This window comes from Sulfitobacter sp. 1A13421 (genome assembly GCF_043557285.1).
Taxonomy (GTDB): domain Bacteria; phylum Pseudomonadota; class Alphaproteobacteria; order Rhodobacterales; family Rhodobacteraceae; genus Sulfitobacter; species Sulfitobacter faviae.
On record NZ_JBIFFQ010000004.1, the window covers coordinates 183,924 to 207,828 of the forward strand.

The following is a 23,905-nucleotide window of genomic DNA, read 5'->3' on the forward strand; positions in this document are numbered from 1 at the left end:
ATAGCGTGATACGTTTCATATTGGGCAGGTTGGTCAAGGCAGTGTTTATCCTGCTGGCGATCCTTGTCTTCAATTTCCTGCTGATCCATGCGGCACCGGGTGACCCTGCGGCGGTCATGGCGGGCGAAGCCGGGGCGGCGGACGAGAAATTTCTTGCAGACCTGCGGGCGCGTTTCGGCTTGGATCAGCCGCTCTACATGCAGTTGTGGATTTACATCAAAGGCGCGGTGCAGCTCGACCTTGGCTATTCCTTCCGCCAGCAGATGCCAGTGGCCGAGATGATCGGCGACCGCCTGCCCGCGACGCTTTTGCTGACCGGCGTGGCCTTCGTGCTGTCGCTGGTGCTGGGCGTGACCGCCGGTGTCGCGGCCTCTGCCCGGCAGGGGCGGTGGGGTGACACGATCATCTCGACCTTCGCGCTGCTGTTCTATGCAACCCCGCTCTTTTGGGTGGCGCTGATGGCGACGCTGGTGTTCTCGGTCTGGCTCGAATGGTTGCCGGGCTTTGGCTATTCCACCATTGGCGCGGGTTACACCGGCCTCGCCCATGTGTTGGATGTGGCGAAACATCTGATCTTGCCGGCCTCGACGCTGGGGCTGTTTTTCACGGCGATCTACATGCGCATGACACGGGCCTCGATGCTCGAAGTCTCGCGGCTGGATTTCGTGAAAACCGCCCGCGCCAAGGGGCTGAACCGCGGCGTCATCCAGCGGCGGCATATTCTGCGCAACGCGCTTTTGCCCGTCATCACGCTGGCCGGGCTTCAGGCGGGGCAGATCTTTGGCGGAGCGATCCTGACCGAAACGGTCTTTGCATGGCCCGGCATCGGGCGGCTGATGTTCGAGGCGATCAACCAGCGTGATTACAATGTGATCCTCGGGGTCTTTTACATTTCGGCGGCCATGGTGCTGCTGTTCAACCTGATCACGGATGTCATCTATGTCATTGTTGATCCGCGGATAAGGCTGACGACATGATGAGTTTTTGGAAACGTTTCAGCTATAACCGTGGCGCGGTGATCGGCTTGGTCATCCTGACCTTCGTCATAGCCGCCGCCATCCTTGCGCCCATCCTCTTTCCGCAGAGCCCGTGGAAAATGGTGCAACGCCCCTTCCTACCGCCTTTCACCCAAGACGGGCTGCTTCTGGGCACCGATGCGCTTGGCCGTGATGTCATGGCAGGGCTCGCGCATGGCGCTTATGTGAGCCTGCTGGTCGGGCTGGTCTCGACCATCGTGGCGCTGGCCATCGGCGTGCCGGTGGGGGCCGCGGCGGGGTATTTCGCCGGCCGGATCGACGACGCGCTCATGCGCTTTACCGAGTTCTTTCAGACCATCCCGAGCTTTGCGTTGGCCATCGTGCTCTTGGCGATCTTCCAGCCCAGCCTGACCTTCGTCATCATCGCGATCTCCATCGTGTCATGGCCGCCGGTGGCGCGTCTGGTGCGCGGCGAGGTGCTGTCGCTCAGAACCCGTGAGTTTGTCGAGGCGGCGAGCCTCTCGGGCCTCGGCAATCTTCAGATCATCACGCGGCATATTCTGCCCAACGCGCTGCCGCCGATCATCGTGCTGGCCTCGCTCATGGTGGCGCAGGCGATCCTGCTGGAAAGCTCGCTGTCCTTTCTGGGGCTGGGTGATCCGAACATCATGTCTTGGGGCTATATGATCGGGGCCGCGCGCACCGTGATCCGCACCGCATGGTGGCTGTCCTTCTTGCCGGGCATGGCGATCCTGTTGACCGTGCTGGCGCTGAACTTGATCGGCGAAGGTCTGAACGACGCGCTGAACCCGCGATTGACGAGGAAATCCGAATGACCCTGCTTAGCATCCGTGACCTGTCTATCGCTCTGCCCATGGGGGCGGATCGGCTCTATGCCGCGAAGGACATCAACTTTGACCTCGCCCCGGGGGAGATCCTCTGCATTGTGGGCGAAAGCGGGTCGGGCAAATCCATGTCGGCCAATGCGGTGATGGGGCTGTTGCCGCAGGGGGTTCTGCCCGACAAGGGCAGCATCACCTTTGACGGGCAGTCTATCCTCGGCCTGTCGGAGAAAGAGATGCTGAAGCTGCGCGGCAGCCGCATCTCGATGATTTTCCAAGAACCGCTCAGCGCACTAAACCCGCTGATGCGGATCGGCGCGCAAATCGCCGAGGTGTTCGAGGCCCACGGCGCGCTCACCGGGGCCGAACGCCGCGCGCGGGCGCTCAAGCTGCTAGAGGAGGTCGGCATTCCCGACCCCGAAGCGGCGATCCGGGCCTATCCCTTCCAGCTTTCGGGCGGGCAGCGGCAGCGGGTGATGATCGCGATGGCCTTGGCGCTGGAGCCTGACATCCTGATCGCGGATGAGCCGACCACCGCGCTTGATGTGACCACGCAGGCACAGATCCTCAAGCTGATCGAAGACCTGCGGCGCAAGCGTGGCATGGCGGTGATCTTCATCACCCATGACTTTGGCGTGGTGGCCGATATCGCCGACCGGGTGATCGTCATGAAAAAGGGGGAGATCGTCGAGGCTGGCCCGGCGCAAGAGGTGCTGCTGAAGCCCCAGCACCCCTATACCCGCGCTCTCATCGACGCGATTCCCCGGCTGACCAAGACCGAAGCCGCGGCAGAAGTCGAACGCAGCCCGCTTTTGAAAGTCGAAGGCCTGCAAAAGACCTTCTCCACCGGCTCTGGCACGCTTTTTGGCAAGCGCCGGGTGGTGAAGGCCGTGCAGGACGTGAGTTTCGAGCTTTATGCCGGCGAAACCATCGGCATCGTGGGGGAGTCCGGTTCGGGCAAATCCACCGTCGGGCGCTGTTTGGTGCGGCTGCTTGACCCTGACGGGGGGCGCGTCCTGATGGACGGTGTCGACATCGCGGAGATGTCGGGGGCCGAGTTGCGCGCGCAGCGGCGCAAGTTGCAGATGATTTTCCAAGACCCGTTTTCCTCGCTCAACCCCCGCGCGCGGGTGTCGCGCATCCTTACCGAAGGGCTGGTTGCCTATGGCACCCCGGATAAGGAGGCCAAGGCCAAGGCGCGCGAGTTGCTGGTACTGGTCGGGCTGGACGAAAGCGCGATGAAACGTTTCCCGCATGAGTTCTCGGGCGGGCAACGGCAGCGGATCGGCATCGCCCGCGCATTGGCGCTGGACCCGTCGATCATCATCGCGGATGAGGCCGTCTCGGCCCTCGACGTCTCCATTCAGGCCCAAGTGCTCGACTTGCTGGCCGAGTTGAAAACCCGGCTCCATCTGTCGATGCTCTTCATCACCCACGACCTGCGCGTCGCGGCGCGGATTTGCGACCGGATCATCGTGATGCAAAAGGGCCAGATCGTTGAGGCGGGGCCGGTCAGCAAAGTGCTGCACGACCCCGATACCGCCTATACGCGCAGCCTGCTCGACGCTATTCCGGGGCAGGAGTATGAACGCGCGCTGGCGGCGGCCGATTAGGGCGCTACCTCAGGCGCTGCGCCCAAGATGGATCAGACGATGAAACCTGCGGATCACGACCAGAAGACACTGCTGCTGACCGGTGCCAGCCGGGGCATCGGTCATGCCACGGCCAAGGCTTTCGCCGACAAGGGCTGGCGGGTGATCGGCTGTTCGCGGCAGGCGTTCTCGCCCGAATGCCCTTGGCCGGGCGGGGCGCAGGACCATGTGCAGGTCGATCTGAGTGACCCGAACCAGACGATAGAGGCGGTCGCGCAGGTCAAAAGGCTTTTGGGCGGCAACCCTTTGCATGCTCTGGTCAACAACGCGGGCGTCTCGCCCAAGGGCGAGGATGGCGCCCGGCTCAGCACGCTCGACACCGATCTGCGGACATGGGGTGAGGTGTTTCATGTGAATTTCTTCGCTTCTGTGGTTTTGGCGCGCGGGCTTCAGGATGAGCTTTCCGCCGGGCGCGGGTCGGTGGTGAATGTCACCTCCATCGCCGGGTCGCGGGTGCATCCCTTTGCCGGGGCGGCCTATGCCACCTCAAAGGCGGCGCTCGCCGCACTGACGCGCGAGATGGCTCATGATTTCGGCCCGCTTGGCGTCAGGGTCAACGCCATTGCTCCTGGCGAGGTGGACACGGCAATCCTCAGCGAAGGCACCGATAAAATTGTGCAGACCATTCCGCTGCGCCGTCTTGGTCAGCCCGATGAGGTCGCGCGGGCGATCTATTTCCTGTGCAGCGAGGAAAGCTCTTACGTCTCTGGGACCAAGATTGAGGTGAACGGCGGGCAGCACGTCTGAGGCCACACGCGCGCGCCTTCGTTCTGACAATTCCGTGATGACGTCAATCTGGCGCTGTGCCTGCGCTGCATTAGACCTATGTACAGCTCCTCATGTCAGGGCAGCTATACGCGCGCTCCCCTCAGGCAAATCATACCCCAAGGGACAACCACTTCATGATAAAATTCGAATTGAACGGGCGGCAGATCTCTGTCGACGCAGACCCGGACATGCCCCTACTGTGGGCGATCCGCGATGAAATCGGTCTTACCGGCACCAAGTTTGGCTGCGGCATCGGGGCCTGCGGCGCTTGTACCGTGCATATCGACGGCACCGCCACACGGTCCTGCATCACCTATCTTGCGGATGTAGAGGGCCTGTCGGTCACCACGATTGAAGGGCTGGACGAAGAGGGCAAGCACCCGGTTCAAGAAGCATGGCGCAACCTGCGCGTACCGCAATGCGGTTACTGCCAGTCGGGCCAAATCATGCAGGCGGCGTCTTTGTTGAAAGACACGCCCAACCCCAGCGACGAAGACATCGACGCGGTGATGACCGGCAACCTCTGCCGCTGCATGACCTATCCGCGCATCCGCCAAGCCGTGCGCGACGCCGCAACCGCAATGGGAGAGACCGACAATGGCTAATCTGATGTCCCGCCTGAAAGGCTCCGACGCGCAACCGCAGATGACCCGCCGCGGGTTTCTGGTGTCGATGACGGCCGCTGGCGTTGCCTTTGGCTTCCCGCAAGCGTCGAATGCCGCGATGAATCCTGCCGTGCCCGATGGCACGCCGATCGCGCCCAATGGCCAGCCCTTTGAGCCGTCGATGTGGTACTGGATCGACGCCGAAGGTCAGGTCAACGTCAACATCATCCGCGCTGAGATGGGTCAGCACGTCGGCACCGCCATCGCCCGCATTTTGGCCGATGAGTTGGAAGTCGCTTGGGAAAATGTGCATATCACCCATGTCGACACGGCTGAGAGATGGGGCCTGATGGTCACCGGCGGCAGCTGGTCGATCTGGCAAAGCTGGCCGGTCTACCGTCAGGCGGGTGCCGCCGGGCGCACCGCGCTGATCGAAGCGGCGGCGGCCAAATGGGGCGTCGATCCCGCCGGTCTGACCGCGCGCGACGGGGCCGTGACCGATGGCACGCAGAGCATCAGCTATGGCGATCTGGTGGCCGAAGGGCTCGACCGCAGCTTTACCGAAGACGAATTGGCGGCCCTGCCGCTGAAACCCCATGCCGATCTGCGGCTCGTGGGGCAGGACGTGCATCCGCTTGATCTGGATACGAAGACCACGGGGCAGGCGATCTATGGTCTGGATGCCAAGGTCGATGGCATGGTCTATGGCGTGCCGATGCTGCCGCCGACGCGCTATGGCTCCAAGGTCAATTCAGTCGATGACAGCGCCGCGAAAGAGGTCAAAGGCTATCTTGAGACCGTGGTGCTGGATGATCCGTCGGGCACCGTGCCGGGCTGGGTCGTGGTGCTGGGCAAAACGCTCCATGCCGCGCGGATGGCCACCTATGAGATCAGCGTCGATTGGACGGCTGGCGAGACGGCGGATGTCTCAGAAGACGATATCCACGCCCGCTCACGCGAATTGATCGACAGTGATGCAGGGTCGATCCTGCATACCGAGCAGCCCGAGACTCGCGCTGCTTTCGATGCCGCCGCCGAGACGCTAGAGGCCGAATACACCACGCAATCCGTGCTGCACTTCCAGATGGAGCCGGTGAATGCGACCGTCTTCCAAAACGCCGATGGCGTTTGGGAGACCCATGCAGGCAACCAGTGGCAATCGCTGATCTTGCCGACGCTGGCCGCCGCGCTGGAGGTGCCTGCCGACAAGATCGTGATGCGCAGCTATATGCTGGGCGGTGGCTTTGGTCGGCGTTTGAACGGCGATTACATCGTGCCCGCCGCGCTGGCCTCCAAGGCCGTGGGCAAGCCGGTGAAACTGGTCTTCTCCCGCGAGGAAGACGCCCAGTTCGACAGCATCCGCTCGCCTTCGGTGCAAAAGCTGCGCATGGCATTCGATGAGGGCAAAGCCATCACCGGGATGGAGCATCACGCCGCCGCCGGTTGGCCGACGCAGGTGATGGCACCGGGCTTCATGCCCAAGGGCGTCAACGAAGAACCCTATGACCCCTTCGCCATCGATGGCGCGGATCACTGGTATTCGGTCGGTGCGCATCGCGTGCGGGCGATTTCGAACGATCTGGCCAATGCGACCTTCCGCCCCGGTTGGCTGCGCTCGGTCGGGCCGGGCTGGACCAACTTCGCCGTGGAAAGCTTCATGGATGAGGCGGCGCATAAAGTCGGCGCCGATCCGTTGCAGTTCCGTCTGGATCACCTGAAGGCCGAGGGTATCAACGCAGGTTCCGCCCCCAATGCGGTGGGCGGGGCGTCGCGGCAAGCCGCTGTTTTGCAGCGCGTGGCCGAGATGTCAGGCTATGGCCAGACGGAGTTGCCCGAAGGCACGGCAATCGGGATCGCCACCACCTTTGGCCAATCGCGCACCATGCCGACTTGGACCGCCGCCGCCGTCAAACTGGCGGTGGATGCCGAAACTGGGGAGGTCGCGGTCGAGAAGATGTGGCTGGCCTTCGATTGCGGCACTGTGGTCGACCCCGACGGCGCGCGCGCGCAATGCGAGGGCGCGGCGCTTTGGGGTCTGTCCATGGCTCTGCATGAGGGCACGCGGATCGAAGACGGCAATGTCGTCGACCTGAACCTTGGGTCTTACACGCCGCTGCGGATGGTCGATGTGCCTCAGATCGAGGTCGCTTTCGTCGAGAGCACGGAAGTGCCCGTGGGTCTCGGAGAGCCGGGCACCACGGTCATCGCCCCGGCGATTGCAAATGCGATCTTCAACGCCACCGGGGCGCGGGTGCGTCATCTGCCGATCACCGGCGATGCGATTCTTGCGGCGCTGGAAAGCTGATAAGAGAAGGCGGGCGCGACATGTCGCGCCCGCCTTCCATTTGGTCTGAGGGCGCCGGCTGGTGAGGTGGGGCTGCGCATTCGCTGGGCTGCGGGGCAGTTGCCTAAATTCAACGGCTCAAATTTTGAGCATTCACGCTTAAAAACTTAGAAAATCGCCCATTGCGCCATAATTCTGACAGGTTTCGAACAATAATCTAAACGAGCTATCTGGGCTTCTTTGCGGGCGGGTACGAAGGACGATCTGTGGCACCTACCGAGACATATGAACAACGCGTCGCTGCGACGCGAAAGCGCTTTATTCAAGGGATGCCGGAGCGGTTGCAAGCCGTGGCCGATGCGCTGCGCGAGACGGATGGCGCTGACCCGCGCGAGACCAAGGCGCGCAAGGTCCACCGCATGCTGCACGATCTGGCTGGCAATGCCGCGATGCTGGAATATGCCGAGATCGAAGATCGCCTGCGCAAGGGGTTGCGCGTGGCCGAAGATGCCGATGAATCCTCTGCGCCCTTGTCGACCGATGACATTCGTATAATTGAAACGGCTCTGGCCGATGCTCGCAGCGTCGCTGAAAAAATTTAAGAAAGCCTACCCATGAAGTATCCCGCAATCGGTTTATTGGCGGCCCTGCTGCCGTTTCAAGTTCACGCTCAAACGGCCCCGGGTGAGGACGCGGCGAACGCCCCCACAGAGCAGGTCCAAGAGGGGCTGATCGCGCGGACCTTCGATCTGGCGGAGCTTGGCTTTCAAAATGGTCTGTCCTTCCGGCAGCTTTCGGGCAATGCGACGATCTATATCCCGCTGCCCAACCCGGATGCGCTGAGTTCGGGCAGTTTGCAGCTTGAGCTTGAACATGCCTCCACCACCGAGGTGGATCGCTATTTGCAGGTCTCGGTCGCGGGCCGTCCGGTAACCTCGCAGGCGTTGCCCGATGGGGCAGGGCGCCTGAGCGTTCCGGTCCCGCTCAGCCCAGAAGACGTCTCGGGCGGGTTCATCGCCGTGGGCCTGTCCTATTCCGGGGCTTTCAGCGATCGGGTCTGCGTGGACGAACGCGCCTCGGGGGATTTTCTTGAGATCACGGCGGCTTCTTCCGTGACCTTGCAATTGGACCCGTCTGAGATCGACACATCGGCGGCATTCGCCGGGCTGCGCCCTGCGGATACGCGTCTGGCCATCGGGGGCAACGACTCCCTCGCCGCCTTGGCGGCTGCGACCCGCGCCGCGGCGCTGTTTGACGCTGAGGCCGGGCGGCTGACCTTTGGAGGTGACGGGGCCAGCACATCGGGCGCATGGTCCGAGGGGGTCATCCAACTGGACGTATCCACCTCCGGCGTGGCGAGCGAAATGACCGTGGACAATCAAGCGGGCCTGCCGGTTTTGAACCTGCGCGGCAGCGATCCGCAGGTGGGGCTGTGGCAACTGGTCTCGGAGTGGTCGGCCCTGTCGAACGAAGGCGCGACCGTGGTCGATGTGGCCGGGGGACCAGCCCGTTTTGATGACCGTTTGCCGCTGTCGGCACTGGAGGGTGACCTCACCCCGCGCCCCGTGGTCTCGACCGAAGACTTCTTCGTGCCGTTCCAATCCTCCGACCTTCCGGCGGGCAAGGGCGTGTCTGGTGTGAACCTCCATGTGGCCGCAGCGCTTGATCCCGAAGGGCGGGGGGCGACGGCCTCGGTCTTTCTGAATGACACGCTGCTGGGCAACCGCCCGCTTGACAGTGGCCGGCCAGAGCAGTTGACCTTTTCAGTGCCGAGCGGCCTGCTGGGCCGTGACAACCTGCTGCGCGTGTCGATCCAGCGTCAGCCCTCGGGCGGCGAGTGCCGGTTCAAACCGCAGGGCTATCCGGCGCAAATCCTGCCCGGCAGCGCCTTGCTGCTTTCGGATTCCACAGCGCAGGATCGGGACTTCTTTACCCTGCGACAGGAATTCGCCGATGGCGTTCAGGTCGTGCTCGACCCCGCGCTTTCGCTTGATTTCGCGCAGACCCTGCCGTGGCTTGCAGGTGTCGCGGGCAGCGTGATCCCCGACCGCGCCCCCATCCTGCCGCGCGCCTCTGTCGAGGCGCTTGAGGGGGACGAGCCCTTCTTTGTGATCTCTGACCAGAACCCCGGCGATGCAGAGCCGCTGATCACCTTTGATCAGGGCCGTATCGAGGTGCGCGACCGTCAAGACAACCTGATCTATTCGGGCGAAGACCTGTCGCGCCTTGGCGTGGTGCAGATCGTCACCCGGGGCGATACCCGTGGCCTGTGGCTGCGCCCGGGCAATGGCCCCGCACCGGAGCTGACGCCAGAGCGTCCGATGATGCTGGACCGGGGCGATCTGGCGCTGATCGGGCAGGAGGGGGTGATCCTTGCCACCGCCACCGACCGCAGCCCGCTCGTTGATGTCGTCTACCCCGACCGCACCAGCCTTGCACAGATGCTGGCCAAATACCGCCCCTGGATCGTGGGGGCCATCTGGGTGCTGGTGACGCTGCTTGTGCTGATCGTGTTCCAGCGCGTCTACCGCGCCCGTCGCGGCAAAGACGAGACGTAAGCCACCGTGCCGTTGGATGCCGAAAGCGAAGCCATTGGTTCGCTGCTGCTTGACCGTGGCGCGCTGACGGCGGAACAGCTCGACGCGGCAGAGGATCTGGCTGAGGAGTGGAATGTCTCGCTGGTCAAGGTTCTTCTGTCGCGGCGCTGGCTGACCACGCAGACCCTCTACCGCGAGATCGCCTTTTACCACGGGCTGACGCTGGTCGATCTGATCGAGGACCGTTCCGATGACGATCTGATCCGCCAGTATGATCCGGTGGTGATGAACCAATTCATGACGGTGCCGATTGGCCGGGCTGAGGATGGCACGCTGACGGTGGCCACCTCGCGCCCCGGCCCGCGCACGCTGCTGCATATCCGCGAAGTCTACGGCTCTGGCGTGACCATCGTCGTGGCCTCGCATTTCGATGTGTCATGGCAGTTGCAACGCGCCTTCCGCGAGAAGCATTCGCATGAGGCGGTCTTTGCGCTCGCCGAGCTTGACCCCGACATGTCGGCGCAGAACGTCGTGACCCCGCCGCAGATCTTGGTGATCTACCTCATGATCTCGGCGCTGCTGCTGGGGCTGGCTTTTGCCCCCGTGGTCACGCTGATCGTGCTGAACGTCCTGCTGACGGTGTTCTACACCGGCAACTTCCTGTTCAAAGCGCTGCTGGTCTGGCTTGGCGGTGCTGCGCAGGAAACCTCATCGCGGGCCATCGCGGCCGAGGCATCGCTGCTGCGCGACGAAGACCTGCCGATCTATACCGTGCTGGTGCCGATGTTCCGCGAGCCTGAGGTGCTGCCGATCCTTGCCCAAGCGCTGCGCAACCTCGACTATCCGTTGGCCAAGCTCGACATCAAGATCGTGCTGGAGGAGGGCGACCACGAGACCATCGACGCGGCGCGCAAGCTCGACCTTGAAGGCGTGTTCGAGATCATCCGCGTCCCGGCCTCCCACCCGCAGACCAAGCCGAAGGCCTGCAACTTTGCGCTGCGCTATGCGCAGGGTGATTTCCTCGTGATCTTCGACGCCGAGGATAAGCCCGAACCGGATCAGTTGAAAAAGGTCATCGCCGCCTTCAACCAATCCGCGCCCAATACCGCCTGCATTCAATGCCGTTTGAACTATTACAACGCGCGGGAGAACTGGCTGACGCGGATGTTCACGCTGGACTATTCGCTGTGGTTCGACCTGATGCTGCCGGGGTTGGAGCGTTTGGGCGTGCCGATCCCGCTGGGGGGCACTTCGAACCACTTCCGCATGGATGTGCTGCGGGAGTTGAACGCATGGGATCCCTTCAACGTGACCGAGGACGCCGATCTGGGCATTCGTCTGACGCAGAAGGGCTACCGCGTGGGCGTCATCGATTCCACGACCTTTGAAGAGGCCAATGTCTCGATCCCGAACTGGGTGCGCCAGCGCTCGCGCTGGATCAAGGGCTATATGCAGACCTTCCTCGTCCACAGCCGCAGACCCATTCACCTGTGGCAATCGGTCGGGGCGGCGGGCGTCTTTGGCTTTGTCTTCTTTATCGGGGGCACGGTGCTCTCGGGCCTGTTGAACCCGGTCTTTTGGTCGATCTTTGCCATTTGGCTGATCTTCGGGACCGAGGTGATCACCCCCTATTTCCCGCTGCCGGTGCTCTATCTGTCGTTGGTGAACCTCTTGGCGGGCAATGGGCTGCTGATCTATCTCACGATGGTGGCACCCTTCCGGCGCAGGTGGACCGATCTGGCGCCTTGGGGGATCACCGTGGTGGGCTATTGGGTGCTGATGACCGTGGCCTCTTACAAGGCGCTGTCGCAGTTGATCTTTAACCCGTTCTACTGGGAGAAGACCCAGCACGGCCTGTCCAAACACACCGCCAATGAGGTGGCCGAAGCCAGTGCCGAAGCGACTGAGGCCGCGCAATGATCCGCGCCGCCTCATGGTCTTTCGGCTTTGTCGCGCTGGCGTTGCTGCTTTTGCTCACCCTCGGCTGGACCGAGGCGCATGGCTTTTTGTCGATGGACGTGACCGACCTTTGGGCGAAATCAATCGTACAGATCGAGGGGCCGGCGCAGTTCAAGGCAAGCGATGCCTTCTACCCGCCCGTGCCCTATGCGCTGTCGCTTTTGGGGCAGGCGGTCTTGCCCGACACGCAGGTGCCGGTGCCCTTCGTGCTCTCCGCGCTGGTGGGGGCAGGGCTGCTGGTCTTGTGGTTCCTCAACCTGCGCGACACGGGCGGGTTTTCGGGCGTGACCTCGGCACTGGTGGTGCTGCTTTTGGCGCTGAACCCGTTTTTCCTGCGGGCCTTGGCCGATGGGCCAGAGACGATGTTTTGCATCTTGGGCACATGGCTCTTTGCGCGCGGGATCGTCAATCTGCGCCTCACGGGCAACGCGCCGGATATGATGAAAGTGGCCGTGGGGCTTTTGGTGGTGGCCCTGTCGGACAGCTATGGCCTGATGCTTTGCCTCGGGGCGATGCCCTTTATGATCGTCGCGGCACGGCCTAGCATGATCGCGGTCTCCTCGACCGGCTATCTGGTGGCGATGTTCTATCCCGTGGCCGCCGCCGTGGGGGCGCTGATGTTCGTCAGCATGATCTTCGACAGCCGCCTGATCCCATTATTGTCGGAAAGCGCCACGCCGCTGACCTTGCGGCAGCATCTGGTCATTCTGGCCGGGCTTGGCCCGGCGGCCCTTATCGCGATCCTGCGCAATATCATGGTGCCGCGTCTGTTCATGCCGCTCTTGGCAGCGGTCGGGGCGGTGCTGGGTGGCTATACGCTCAACGTCTTTTTCCATGTCGAAGGCGACCCGGCCATGGCGCTGGCGCCCATGTTGGGGGTCTTGGTCGCCGCGATCCGCTTTTGGCCGAACCTGTCCCTGCGCGAGCCGATTGCCATCGCGCTGTTGGCGCTGTCGCTGCTGACCTCGGCGATTGTGATGCGCCATGTCGCCCATGACGAGACCCGCGCTTGGACCAACGCGATGCTCGGCGCGGAAAACGCAGCGTCCCGCCCCGCGCGAGAGGTCGTTTCATTCTTGCGCGACAAGTCTGATATAATGGTAGATGTTGAGAGAAACCCCGAGATCGTCGTCGGTCTGGGGAGTATCGACCGGCTGGTGATCGCCGGAGAGCCTGCCTACGACTGGGCGCTTGAGGGGGGCGTGCCGCGCACAAATTATATCGTGGTCCCGCGGCAAGCGGAGGGGCAGGCCACAGCAGACAGAATTCTGCGCAGGTTCCCGCAGCTGAAGCAATCGCAGATGCCGGGGTATGAGGAGGTTTTTCAAAACAGCCGATGGCGTGTTTTTGAAAGAGTTAACGAGTGGAATTAAAATCATGAGCCCACGAATTATCGCAGTCGACGACTCGGATATCGCGCAGGATTTCATCAGCGCGACGCTTTCTGAGCTTGGCTTTGACGATGTCGTCAGTTTCATCGATCCGCGCAGTGCACTCGACGCGATCGAAAGCGATGAGGCCACGGCGGACCTGATCCTGATGGACATAATGATGCCCGATATCGATGGTATCGAGCTTTGCGCCCGTATCCGTGCCTTGGACAGATGGAGCGATGTGCCGATCATTATGCTGACCAGCCGAACAGATATGGGGTCTCTCTCCGAAGCCTTCATGGCGGGGGCCAACGACTATGTCACAAAACCCTTCAACCGGATTGAGCTTCAGGCCCGTATGCGCAGTTGCCTGCGGCTGAAATCCGAGTTGGACCGCCGCCGTTCGGGCGAAAACCGCAGCGCGCGCCGCCGTGCCGCGCCGAGCGTGTCAGAGGCCACGGTGCCCAGCCTTTTGGGCAGTAAATCCGGGTTTCAGGGGCATCTCATGTCGCTGTCGCCCGCGATGCAAAAAGACCTCGGCTTGATCGTCTTTCGTATTGATGGCGACCGTGACCAATCCGATGCGGCGCGCGCGCAGCGGCAAGAGCTTCAGCGCCGCGTGGCCGGGCTTTTCGGCAAGGTCGAAATCCCCGCGCAAGACGGGTTCGCCCATTGGGAGGATGATCTTTTCGTCTATGGCGCGCTCCACGCGGATCGCGCCCAGCTTGAAGCGCGGGCGCAGCAGTTTATCTCAGCCGTGGCGGAGGCTTCGGCCACCGTGAAAGAAGGCTGGACCTCGCGACCCTTGAGCGTCAGCGCCTGTGTCGTGCCGCCCTCGGATGCGGCTGTCGCCACCTCGCTTGCGCGGGGCATTCAAGGCGTCGAAAGTGCTGGAATAACAAGCGCGCGGGGCAGCATCTGCCTTGCCGCCAATGACATAGGACACCAAGCCGAGAATGGTCAGCACTGAGCCCACCAACAAAGCTGATGCGGAACCGTCTTCGCGCGCGCAGACCCTGTTCTGGGCGCTGATTTCGGCTGCCGTTCTGATCTATTTCGTGGGGCTCGCGGTCCTGACCTGGTCGGACTACAAACGCGCCACGACCCGGGCAGAGGTGGAGCTTGAGCATTTCGCGGAGCTTTACGAGCAGGCGGTCGATGCCTCTCTCTCGGTTGCGAATGTGCGGATGTGGGGGCTGATCGATGAGCTGTCGACCGCGCGTCTGAGCAACCCCGCGCAGTTCGAGGCGCAATACGGTGATCTGATGAATGCCGCCGTGCAGGAGACCGAGCAGGTCGATGCGCTTGTGCTGATCGGCGCCGATGGGGTTGTGCTTTGGGCCACGGTGAAGCCGCTTATGGGCCAGTACCTTGGGGACCGGGCCTATTTTCAGGCGGCGATTGGCCTTGATGTGGATGAATATACGGTCGGGGTGCCCATCGTGTCGCGGGCCACAGGGCGGCGGCTGACCCCGATTGCATGGCCCTTGATCGGCATGGATGGCCGGTCGCGCGGGGTCTTGGCGTCTTCGCTGGGCGAGGATTACTACTCCCAACTGCTGGCGGTAGATGGGTTGCAACAGGACATGTATGTCGAGGTGGTAACCGCTAACGGAGAGCGGGCCTTTGTTTCGGGGCGGCCTCCACGCGACCCCGATACGCCCGTGTTCCGCGCCCGCAAGGAGATTCCGGCGCTGGACCTCTATATCGACGTGACGCGCAGCAAGCCGGCGGTGCTGCAAAATTACTGGCAGCGCACCTTGGTTTTCGTGGGGCTTGCCACGATCCTGTTCCTGACGGTGATCAACGCGGCGATCCGCGCGCGGCGGCAGTCGACCCAATTGGCGCAGGCCCTGCGCACTTCCGAACGGCACCGCGAACGGATCCGCGTGGCGCAGAGCGAATTTGACGCGATCTTTGAGAATGTCGGCGACGGGCTGATCGTCTATAACGACAACAACAAGCTGCACCGCTCCAACCGCAAGGCGCGTGAGTTGATGGGCGTGTCCTCAGATATCGAAGCCGTGCAAAAGCTGCGCGGCATGGTCCCGCCCTTTTCGCAGATGGACGAAGACGTCGCCGTTCACCGCATTCAGATCACCACCGCCGAGAACGAGAGCGTTGCGGTGCAATGCCGGGTGATGAAGCTGCATCTGCATGGGGATTACATCGCCTATAACGTGCTTCAGGACATTTCTGCCGAAGAGCGGCTGGTGGCGGCGCGCACGGCCTTTGTCACCTCGGTCAATCACGAGCTGCGCACGCCGCTCACGTCCCTCGCCGGGTCGCTCGAAATCCTGCATGACCGCTTTGGCGACAGCATGCCAAAGAACGCGGGCAAGCTGTTGTCGATGGCCACCCGCAATGCCGACCGGCTGTTGGTACTGGTCAACGATATCTTGACCCTTCAGGCGATCGACCAACGCCAACTCAGCATCCAGACTGAGCGGGTCGCGGTGTCGGAGGTGCTGTCGGAAGCCATCGCGGCCAACACCGGCTATGGGGTAAACCGCGACGTGCAACTCGACATCCACACAGGCCCCGACGCGGCGCAGGAAGCCTATGTGCGGGTCGATACCGTGCGCATGCAGCAGATCTTCTCCAACCTCATTTCCAACGCGGTGAAATATACCCCGCGCGGCGGCACGGTAAAAATCGGTGCCGAGGTGGACGACCAATGGGTCACGTTCTATGTCTGCGATGCGGGGCCGGGCATCCCAAGAGCCGCCCATGATCGTATGTTCAAAAGGTTCGCTGACCCTGTGCACTCTCGCGAAAATCAAGCGAATGGAACGGGGCTGGGGCTGGCCATCACGCGGGAGCTGGTGTTGCGACAAGACGGCGATGTGAGCTTTGAGACGCGCTCGGAAGAAGACGGTGACGAAAACCCCGGCACCACGTTCTATGTGCGTTTTGCCCGGGATACCGGCGCCGTGCCCAAGCAGGGGGTATCGGCATGAGAGTGTTGTTCGTCGATGACGAGGATGACATCCGCGAGTTGATCGAGTTTGCGATCATGACCGAAGATGACATCGAACCGACCTTCGCGGCGACCGGGCTCGACGCGATTGCCACGATGGAGACGCAGTCTTTTGACGTGATCATGCTGGATGTGATGATGCCGCCCCCCGATGGTATGGAGGTGCTGCGCTGTGCGCGGGCCAATGCGGATTTGGACGACACGAAGATCGTCATGTGCACCGCCAAAACCTCGCCCGAGTCGGAGAAGAAGTTTCGCGACCTCGGGGCAGATCACATTCTGCACAAACCGTTCAAACCGCTGAAGCTCGCGGATTTCATTCGGTCAATCGTTTAATACCTCATCGCGCAGCCCCTAGCGGCTTTGACTAAGCGGAACCTATCATGCCCAAAACAGCACAGATGCCCTCAGAAACCACGCGGCGCATATGGTCCCGCCTTGTCGTCCTCTCGGCCATCGGTACCATCGCCCTCCCGGCAAGTGAGGTGGCATCGGCGGCGTGGCCGCGGGGCGAAGACAAAAGCTTTGTCACCCTGTCCTATGAGACGACCGCAGATGGCCCCGACTTTGGCGATTTCGGTGCGTTTTACTACGAATACGGGGTGGCCGAGAAACTGACTTTCGGCCTCGACATCGGCAAGAGTCAGAGTGGGGGGCAGGTCAGCGCCATCGCCTTTCTGCGCTATCCGCTGGAGCTCTTTGGCGGGGACAATGTTTTCGCCGCCGAAGTCGGTCTTGGCTGGGCCGAACGGGATGGCAGCGCGGTGGCGGCTCTGCGGCCCGGCCTGTCTTGGGGCCGTCCGGTATCGGGGGCTTGGGGCAGCGGCTGGCTGGGGGTGGAAAGCACCTTTGCCATTTACGAGGACGGCGAAACACTGGGCAAGATCGACAGCACCTTCGGCATCAACCACGAGAGTGGCAACCTGTCGATTTTCAAGCTGGAGTTCGCGGCCCCGTCAGACGGGGATGAGACATTGGCCTTTGCGCCGTCGCATGTGATCAAGGTCTCGGAAAACAGCTTTCTGGAACTGGGTCTTTCGCATGAATTCACCGACGCTGTGACCAAGGTCAAAGTCGGGGTCTGGCAACGCTTCTGACGCGCTTCGTGTCTGCTCAATCCCGCCAATCGGGGCGGTTGCCGAGGTGGGCAATCAGAAAGTCGATGAAAAATCGCGTCTTGGGTGTCAGCACGTTTGAGCGCGGATAGACCAGCCAAAGCACCGACCGGTCGTTCATCCGCCAGCCCGGCAACAGCCGCAGCAATCGGCCCGAGGCAAGCTCGTCCGACACGCTCCAAAGCGAGTTGATCGAGATGCCAGCCCCCGCGAGGGTCGCTTCGCGTTGCGCATCGCCATCGTCCATGATCACGCGGCAGGTCATCTCATGTGGGATGAGCGTGGCGGCTTCGCCCTCCGGCCCGATCAGCGCGCGGGGCTCAAGATCACCCCAAGCGATCAGGTGATGATCCCGCAGCCCGGCGGGGGTCTGGGGCAAACCGTGGGCCTCCACATAAGACGGTGCGGCGCAAAGAACGCGGGTGTCATCGGCCAGTTTGCGCCCCCGCAGGCTGCTGTCGGTCAAGGGCGCGCTGCGCAGGGCAAGGTCAAAACTGCCTTCGATCGCGTCGAACCGGGTGTCGGAAAGGCGCAGATCGAGGGTGAGCTCGGGGTAGGTCTCGTGGAATTCCGGCAACAGCGGCATAATGTGACGCTGGGCAAAGCTGCTGGGGGCGGCGAAGCGCAGGATGCCCTTGGGCCCCGCCTTGGTCCCGCCCAGAATGGCCCGCGCGGCATCGGCTTGGGCCAATATCTCACGCGCATAGGGCAGAAAGTCCGACCCATCGAGCGATAGCGAGACCTTCCGCGTCGTGCGCCGCAAAAGCTCAACCCCGAGTTCTTGTTCCAGCTTGGCCAAACGCGCGCTGGCGACGGCCGGGGCCATCCCCAAATCCCGCCCGGCGGCTGAGATGTTCAGCCGTTCGGCAGCCATGACGAAAAGGCGAAGGTTGTCGATATCCATGGGCCGCGGTCCTTGCTGCGGATCATCCGCTGGGTCAGAATATAGTGCTTGGTATTATATTCAATAACGAGAAACTGAACTCAAGTTTCATCCGATTATCTGTCGCGCCATGTTGGCCTATCTCTGTCTCAATGCAATGTTAACGGGAGATAGACCGATGAAATCCATGACCCTCACCAGCTATGGCGCAGAGGCGCCTTTTGTCGAAGCCGATCTGCCACGCCCCTTGGCCACCCCCGGCCATGTGGTGCTGCGCGTCAAGGCGACCAGCGTGAACACCATCGACACGATGATCAAAAACGCGGGCAAAGACCTGCCTCTGTCGCCTGACCTGCCTGCGGTTTTGGGCATGGATTTCGCCGGGGTGATCGAAGAGATTGGCGAAGGTGTCACCGGTTTCGCCGTGGGTGACGAAGTCTATGGCTGCGCCGGTGGTTTGGCCGATCTGCAAGGGGCGCTGGCCGAATTCATGCGCGCCGACGCGCGGCTCATCGCCCATAAACCCAAATCCCTGTCGATGCGCGAGGCCGCGGCCCTTCCGTTGGCGGGCATCACCGCTTGGGAAGGGCTGCACCGCGCAGGCGTCGCAGCCGGGCAGAAGGTGCTGGTCCAAGGCGGCGCGGGCGGGGTCGGCCATCTCGCGGTGCAACTGGCAAAGCACATGGGGGCCGAGGTCTCCTCGACCGGCACCGGGGATGACCAAATGGCGGTGATCGAAGGCTATGGCGCGCGGGCCATCGACTTCAAAGCCGAGAAGATCGAAGACTATGTGGCCGCCCATACCGCAGGCCGCGGTTTCGATGCAGTTTTCGACACCGTGGGCGGGGACAATCTGCCGAACTCTTTTGCCGCCGCCGCGCTGAACGGTCATGTGGTGACGACCGTAGCCCTGTCGGCGATCGACCTGACCCCGGCGCATTTCAGCGGGCTGTCCTTGCATGTGGTCTTCATGCTCTTGCCGATGCTGCATGACGTGAACCGCGCTGTGCATGGGGAGATCCTTGGCAATCTCGCCACGATGGTCGACGAGGGGGCGGTGAAGCCGCTGCTCGACGAAAAGACCTTTGATCTGAGCGCGGTTGGCGATGCCTATGCGCGGCTGCAAAGCGGGCAGGCGATCGGCAAGGTTGTGGTCGACGTCTGAGTCAGGTCGAACACTGATTAATATCACGCCCCGCTGCGTCTCCTGCGCGGCGGGGCTTTCGACGGCCTGCCCCTTCCCTCAATCACTGCCGCTGGCGCGCAACTGCCAAAGAATGCGCCATTGACCCAACGGTAGGCTGCCTCTTTCTCTCTCATCCCCGGTTCCACGATAAATTCGGACTTGCCTCTGCCTGTCAGTGTACAGTTAATTGGCCGGACAAGCTGAATACAGCAGCGGCGCGCGGCACCCTGTGCCGACGCCCGTTAAAAGCAACCAAGGGAGAGAGACATGAAATTCACCGCAATCCTCGCCGCAAGCACCATTCTGGCAGGCGCTGCCGCCGCTCAGGACATGGATAAATCCGACTGGCCGAGCAGCTTTACTGTCGGCACGGCCAGCCAAGGCGGCACCTACTTCGCCTATGGTTCGGGCTGGGCGAACCTTGTGGCCAAGGAACTGGGCCTGACCGGCGGCGGCGAAGTCACCGGCGGCCCGATGCAGAACATGGCGCTGGTCCACACCGGCGAGGCGGCCTTCGGCATGACCACAATGGGCCCGGCGGCGGAATCGCTGGCTGGCACCAACCCCATCGCCCCCGGTCTAGAAATGACCCAAGCCTGCGCGATGTTCCCGATGTATCAGACACCCTTCTCCGTGACCGCGCTGTCGTCCTCGGGTATTTCCTCGGTCGCCGACATTCCGGCGGGTGCCAAGATCGGCTTTGGTCCGGCGGGCTCCACCTCGGACACCTATTTCCCGCGCATGATGGACACGCTCGGCGTCGAGTATGAGCGCCGCAACGGCGGTTGGACCGATCTGGGCGGCCAGTTGCAGGACGGTCTGCTGGACGTGATCGCCTTTGCTGCCGGTGTGCCGGTGCCTGCGGTCAGCCAGCTTGAGGTGCAGACGGATGTGAACATCATCGAGTTCACCGAGGAAGAGCAGGCCAAACTGCTCGAAGAGTTCCCGGTGTCCGAGTTCACCATCGACGCCAGCACCTACACCACGCTGGAAGAGGGCGCGCGTTCGGTCTCCATGTGGAACTTCGCGATTGCCAACTGCGATCTGCCGGAATCCTTCGTCAAAGCGGCTGTGGATGTCGTCATGTCCGACAATGAGCGGATGAAGGGCATTCACAAGGCGGCGGCTTCGACCCTGCCTGAGAACTGGGAGAAGAACACCGTTCTGAAATGGCATCCCGGTGCGGCAGCTTGGTTCAAAGAGAACGCGGATGCCGATATTTCCGACGATATGATCTACGGCAACTAAGCGAACGCCTAGACAAACTTGCATGCCGTCCCTAATCGGGGCGGCATCTTGCCATCATCCCGCCTGATTGTCGGGACAGATCCCGCGCAGATATCGGGAAAGGAAGCCTCCATGACAGACCAGCATAGCGCCGCCGATCCGCAGGGCCCGATTGTCGCCGAAAGGGTCGATGACGAACCGGTAGAAAGCAATCGCCGCATATTCACCGGGCGCACCTATCTGGTCGTTGCGGCCATGTCGGCGATCTATGCCTTCTTTCACATGGCGGCACTCAACGGCATGTCGATCGGAGAGCTGACCGGCATCCGCATCCCGCTTTTGCCGACCTTCCCGATGGAGACGTGGAATTTCCGCATCGTGCACATCGCGGGCGCGCTGATCCTTGGCTTTACCCTCTATTCCGCCCGCGCCTTTGTGGATGAGGGCAAGGGGCAGGGCCGTCATCCGCTGGATTTCGTGGCATGGGCTGCGATGATCCCGGCGCTTTATTCGATTTGGACCGCGTGGAGCATCGCCAGCCAGATCGCTGGCGGCACCCAGTGGAACGGCATGAGCCCCGAGTTCAAGACCCTCGAAATCTATCACTATGGCCTGCCGCTGGTGGCGGCGACGGCCATCGGCATCGTCGTGGGGTGGCTGCGTGGGCGCGAGCGGGGGCAGGTTTCGCCTGCGGACCTGTTGCTGTCCATCTGCGGTGTGGCCGTGGCGATTTACCTGATCACCATGTACGGCACCTTGATGCGCAACTCGACGGGCACGCCCTTTGCGCCCATCGGTATCTCTATCGCCGCAGTTGCAGGCACCGCGCTGATCATGGAGCTGACGCGCCGCGTGGCGGGGCTTGCGCTCATCGTGATCTCGGGTGTCTTTCTGGTTTATGTCTTCGTCGGGGACATGCTGCCGGGCTTCCTGAACGCGCCCAACATCCAGTGGACCCGCTTCTTTAGCCAGGTCTACACCGATGCGGGCATTCTGGGGCCGACCACGGCGGTGTCGTCGACCTATATCATCCTCTTCATCATCTTCGCGGCCTTCCTTCAGGCATCGAAGGTGGGGGACTATTTCGTCAACTTCGCCTTTGCCGCCGCGGGCCGCTCACGCGGGGGGCCGGCCAAGGTCGCGATCTTTGCCTCGGGTCTTATGGGGATGATCAACGGCACCTCGGCGGGCAATGTGGTGGCGACAGGCTCGCTGACCATTCCGCTGATGAAAAAGGTTGGCTACCCGGCCCGGACCGCAGGCGCGGTCGAAGCCGCCGCCTCGACCGGGGGGCAAATCATGCCGCCGATCATGGGGGCGGGCGCCTTCATCATGGCCGAGATCACGGGCATCCCCTACACCGATATCGCCGTCGCGGCGATCATCCCGGCGGTGCTCTACTTCGTGTCGATCTACTTCATGGTGGATTTCGAAGCGGCCAAGCTGGGCATGCGCGGGATGCGTTCCGAGGAACTGCCCAAGCTCAAGGACATGCTGCGCCGGGTGTTTCTGTTCATCCCGATCATCATCCTGATCTATGCGCTTTTCATGGGCTATTCGATCATCCGCGCGGGCACGCTGGCGACGGCGGCAGCGGCGGTGGTGTCGTGGTTCACGCCCTTCCGCATGGGGCCGCGCAGCATCGTCAAAGCCTTTGACCTGGCCGGGATCATGTCGATCCAGATCATCGCGGTCTGCGCCTGTGCGGGCATCATCGTGGGTGTCATCAGCCTGACCGGTGTCGGCGCGCGTTTCTCTTCCGTGCTGCTGGGTCTGGCAGAGGCGAGCCAATTCCTCGCCCTGTTCTTTGCCATGTGTATTGCCATTCTGCTCGGCATGGGCATGCCCACCACGGCGGCCTATGCGGTGGCGGCTTCGGTCGTGGCGCCGGGGCTGGTGCAACTGGGCATTCCGCTGCTGACGGCGCATTTCTTTGTCTTCTACTTCGCCGTCGTCTCGGCCATCACGCCCCCCGTGGCGCTGGCGAGCTATGCCGCGGCGGGGATTTCGGGCGCCAACCCGATGGAGACGTCGGTCGCCTCCTTCAAGATCGGCATCTCGGCCTTCATCGTGCCCTTCATGTTCTTCTACAACGGCGCGATCCTGATGGACGGCACGTGGTTCGAGGTGATCCGCGCGGGCGTCACGGCGATCTTCGGGGTCTATCTGCTGTCTTCGGGCATGCAGGGCTGGTTCGCGGGCAGCGGGGCGGCTTGGTTCATCCGGCTGGGTCTGATCCTCGCGGCGCTTTGCATGATCGCCGGTGGTCTGATGACCGACCTTATCGGCATCGCAGTGGCGGCGGTGATCTTTGCGGTGCAGTGGAAGTTCCGCCCCGCACCCGACGCCCAAATCGCAGTGCACGGCAGCGATTGATCCGTGATTGATCCATGTCCCGGCCCTTTGGGGCCGGGGCCGCCCGTTTGAGGCAACGGTCCCTGTTGCATCCGGGCCAAGCCGCGCCTAGGGTCCGCGCGATCCTTCCGGGCGGTTAATATGTTCACTATCTTTCTGGCCATCGCGCCGGTCTTCGCGCTGATCCTCATGGGCTATGGCCTGCGCCGGGGCGGCATCCCTTCGACCAAGTTCTGGAACCTGAATGACCGGCTGGTCTATTGGGTGCTGATGCCCGCGCTGTTCTTTGCCAAGATCTCGGCAGCGGACCTCAGTGGTGGCTTGGGCGACTATGCCCTGCTGCTCTACGCTGGGTTCTTTGCAGCGATCTTTTGTGGCTGGCTGTTCGGTCGGGCCTATGCCGCGCCGCAGGGCAGTTCGCTGATGCAGGGCAGCGCAAGGTTCAACACATTCATCGGCCTCGCGATTGCCGAAGCCGTCTTTGGCACGGCAGGGCTACAGATTGCCGTGCTCGGTTCGGCCCTGCTGGTGCCCGTGGTGAATGTGACGGTGGTGACGCTGATGACCCGGCAGTTGGGCGGCGGCGGCAAATCCATCCTCAAAGGCTTGGTCAAGAACCCGCTGATCCTGGGCATCCTGGCAGGTGTGCTCTTTAACTTCGCGGGGCTTCACCATGTGCCCGTCTTGCATGAAAGCGCGCGCATCCTGGGTGATGCGGCGCTGCCGATCATGCTGCTTTGCGTCGGCGCCAACCTGCGGCTGCGCGGGCTGTCCGGCTCCGTCTCGGTCATCGGGCTGTCGATCATCGGCAAACATCTGGTCAACCCGCTGGCGGTTCTGCTGGCCGCGCTGGCGCTGAACCCCGCGCCGCTGACGCTGCAAATCGCGCTGATCTTCGCGGCTCTGCCAACCGGAGTGGCCAGCTATACGCTGGCGCGGGAGATGCGGGGCGATGCGCCCTTGATGGCGGCGATCATCACCACGCAGACACTGCTCAGCTTTTTCACCCTGCCGCTCACGCTCTATCTCGGCAGTCTGATCTCCGCGCCCTAGAGCGCGCTCCATGTGCAAAACGCGATTGTGAACTGCGCAGGCCGCATGGCGGCGGATTTACAGGTTGACATATTTGGTTCGAATGTCCAATTGCGCCTTGACCAATGCC

19 protein-coding genes are annotated in these 23,905 nt (G+C 62.5%); 18 read left to right on the forward strand and 1 reads right to left on the reverse strand.

Features of this window, described 5'->3' with window-relative positions:
• Window positions 1-5 precede the first annotated feature (5 nt).
• From ACGYLI_RS09820 to ACGYLI_RS09885, 14 genes are all read left to right on the forward strand, one after another.
• Complete coding sequence (locus ACGYLI_RS09820; RefSeq protein ID WP_271689234.1) at window positions 6-977, forward strand: ABC transporter permease; 972 nt, start codon at window positions 6-8, stop codon at window positions 975-977.
• On the forward strand, window positions 974-1,813 hold the full coding sequence (locus tag ACGYLI_RS09825) for an ABC transporter permease (protein WP_271689235.1): 840 nt from the start codon (window positions 974-976) through the stop codon (window positions 1,811-1,813). The genes ACGYLI_RS09820 and ACGYLI_RS09825 overlap by 4 nt, the downstream gene beginning before the upstream one ends.
• A complete protein-coding gene (locus ACGYLI_RS09830; protein WP_394419059.1) occupies window positions 1,810-3,432 on the forward strand; it encodes an ABC transporter ATP-binding protein in 1,623 nt (540 codons plus the stop codon). Before ACGYLI_RS09825 ends, ACGYLI_RS09830 begins: the two co-directional genes overlap by 4 nt.
• A gap of 27 nt (window positions 3,433-3,459) precedes the next feature.
• Complete coding sequence (locus tag ACGYLI_RS09835) at window positions 3,460-4,218, forward strand: SDR family NAD(P)-dependent oxidoreductase (protein ID WP_394419060.1); 759 nt, start codon at window positions 3,460-3,462, stop codon at window positions 4,216-4,218.
• A 155-nt stretch (window positions 4,219-4,373) separates the two neighbouring features.
• Window positions 4,374-4,844: a (2Fe-2S)-binding protein gene (locus tag ACGYLI_RS09840; protein ID WP_394419061.1), complete on the forward strand. Its 471-nt coding sequence runs from the start codon at window positions 4,374-4,376 to the stop codon at window positions 4,842-4,844.
• A gap of 4 nt (window positions 4,845-4,848) precedes the next feature.
• Window positions 4,849-7,149: a molybdopterin cofactor-binding domain-containing protein gene (locus ACGYLI_RS09845; RefSeq protein ID WP_394419062.1), complete on the forward strand. Its 2,301-nt coding sequence runs from the start codon at window positions 4,849-4,851 to the stop codon at window positions 7,147-7,149.
• A 245-nt stretch (window positions 7,150-7,394) separates the two neighbouring features.
• Window positions 7,395-7,730: an Hpt domain-containing protein gene (locus tag ACGYLI_RS09850; protein WP_394419063.1), complete on the forward strand. Its 336-nt coding sequence runs from the start codon at window positions 7,395-7,397 to the stop codon at window positions 7,728-7,730.
• Between the two features lie 12 nt (window positions 7,731-7,742).
• A complete protein-coding gene (locus tag ACGYLI_RS09855) occupies window positions 7,743-9,686 on the forward strand; it encodes a cellulose biosynthesis cyclic di-GMP-binding regulatory protein BcsB (RefSeq protein WP_394419064.1) in 1,944 nt (647 codons plus the stop codon).
• A gap of 6 nt (window positions 9,687-9,692) precedes the next feature.
• Window positions 9,693-11,585 carry a glycosyltransferase family 2 protein gene (locus ACGYLI_RS09860; protein WP_394419065.1) on the forward strand — a complete coding sequence of 631 codons (1,893 nt, stop codon included), beginning with the start codon at window positions 9,693-9,695 and terminating at the stop codon, window positions 11,583-11,585.
• Entirely contained in the window at window positions 11,582-12,997 is a 1,416-nt protein-coding gene (locus ACGYLI_RS09865) for a hypothetical protein (protein ID WP_394419066.1), read from the forward strand. The genes ACGYLI_RS09860 and ACGYLI_RS09865 overlap by 4 nt, the downstream gene beginning before the upstream one ends.
• 4 nt (window positions 12,998-13,001) lie before the next feature.
• A complete protein-coding gene (locus ACGYLI_RS09870; protein WP_394419067.1) occupies window positions 13,002-13,967 on the forward strand; it encodes a PleD family two-component system response regulator in 966 nt (321 codons plus the stop codon).
• A complete protein-coding gene (locus ACGYLI_RS09875; RefSeq protein ID WP_394419068.1) occupies window positions 13,954-15,957 on the forward strand; it encodes an ATP-binding protein in 2,004 nt (667 codons plus the stop codon). Before ACGYLI_RS09870 ends, ACGYLI_RS09875 begins: the two co-directional genes overlap by 14 nt.
• On the forward strand, window positions 15,954-16,313 hold the full coding sequence (locus ACGYLI_RS09880; protein WP_271692087.1) for a response regulator: 360 nt from the start codon (window positions 15,954-15,956) through the stop codon (window positions 16,311-16,313). Before ACGYLI_RS09875 ends, ACGYLI_RS09880 begins: the two co-directional genes overlap by 4 nt.
• A 47-nt stretch (window positions 16,314-16,360) precedes the next feature.
• Window positions 16,361-17,074, forward strand: coding sequence for a hypothetical protein (locus ACGYLI_RS09885; RefSeq protein ID WP_394419069.1), 714 nt, complete (start codon window positions 16,361-16,363; stop codon window positions 17,072-17,074).
• 16 nt (window positions 17,075-17,090) lie between these two features.
• On the opposite strand, the gene ACGYLI_RS09890 is transcribed toward ACGYLI_RS09885, so the two are convergent.
• Window positions 17,091-17,996, reverse strand: a complete 906-nt coding sequence (locus tag ACGYLI_RS09890) for a LysR substrate-binding domain-containing protein (protein ID WP_394419070.1) — start codon at window positions 17,994-17,996, stop codon at window positions 17,091-17,093.
• Between the two features lie 157 nt (window positions 17,997-18,153).
• On the opposite strand from ACGYLI_RS09890, the gene ACGYLI_RS09895 reads away from it, so the two are divergent.
• The 4 genes from ACGYLI_RS09895 (at window position 18,154) to ACGYLI_RS09910 (ending at window position 23,796) form a co-directional block, all read left to right on the forward strand.
• The gene (locus ACGYLI_RS09895) at window positions 18,154-19,140 is read left to right on the forward strand and encodes a zinc-dependent alcohol dehydrogenase family protein (protein ID WP_394419071.1); all 987 of its coding nucleotides are present in this window, start codon (window positions 18,154-18,156) and stop codon (window positions 19,138-19,140) included.
• Between the two features lie 288 nt (window positions 19,141-19,428).
• Window positions 19,429-20,409: a TAXI family TRAP transporter solute-binding subunit gene (locus tag ACGYLI_RS09900; RefSeq protein WP_067268061.1), complete on the forward strand. Its 981-nt coding sequence runs from the start codon at window positions 19,429-19,431 to the stop codon at window positions 20,407-20,409.
• Window positions 20,410-20,520: 111 nt separating this feature from the next.
• Complete coding sequence (locus tag ACGYLI_RS09905) at window positions 20,521-22,764, forward strand: TRAP transporter permease (protein WP_394419072.1); 2,244 nt, start codon at window positions 20,521-20,523, stop codon at window positions 22,762-22,764.
• 120 nt (window positions 22,765-22,884) lie between these two features.
• Window positions 22,885-23,796 (forward strand): AEC family transporter, encoded by a 912-nt coding sequence (locus ACGYLI_RS09910; RefSeq protein WP_394419073.1) that lies wholly within the window; start codon window positions 22,885-22,887, stop codon window positions 23,794-23,796.
• Window positions 23,797-23,905 lie beyond the last annotated feature (109 nt).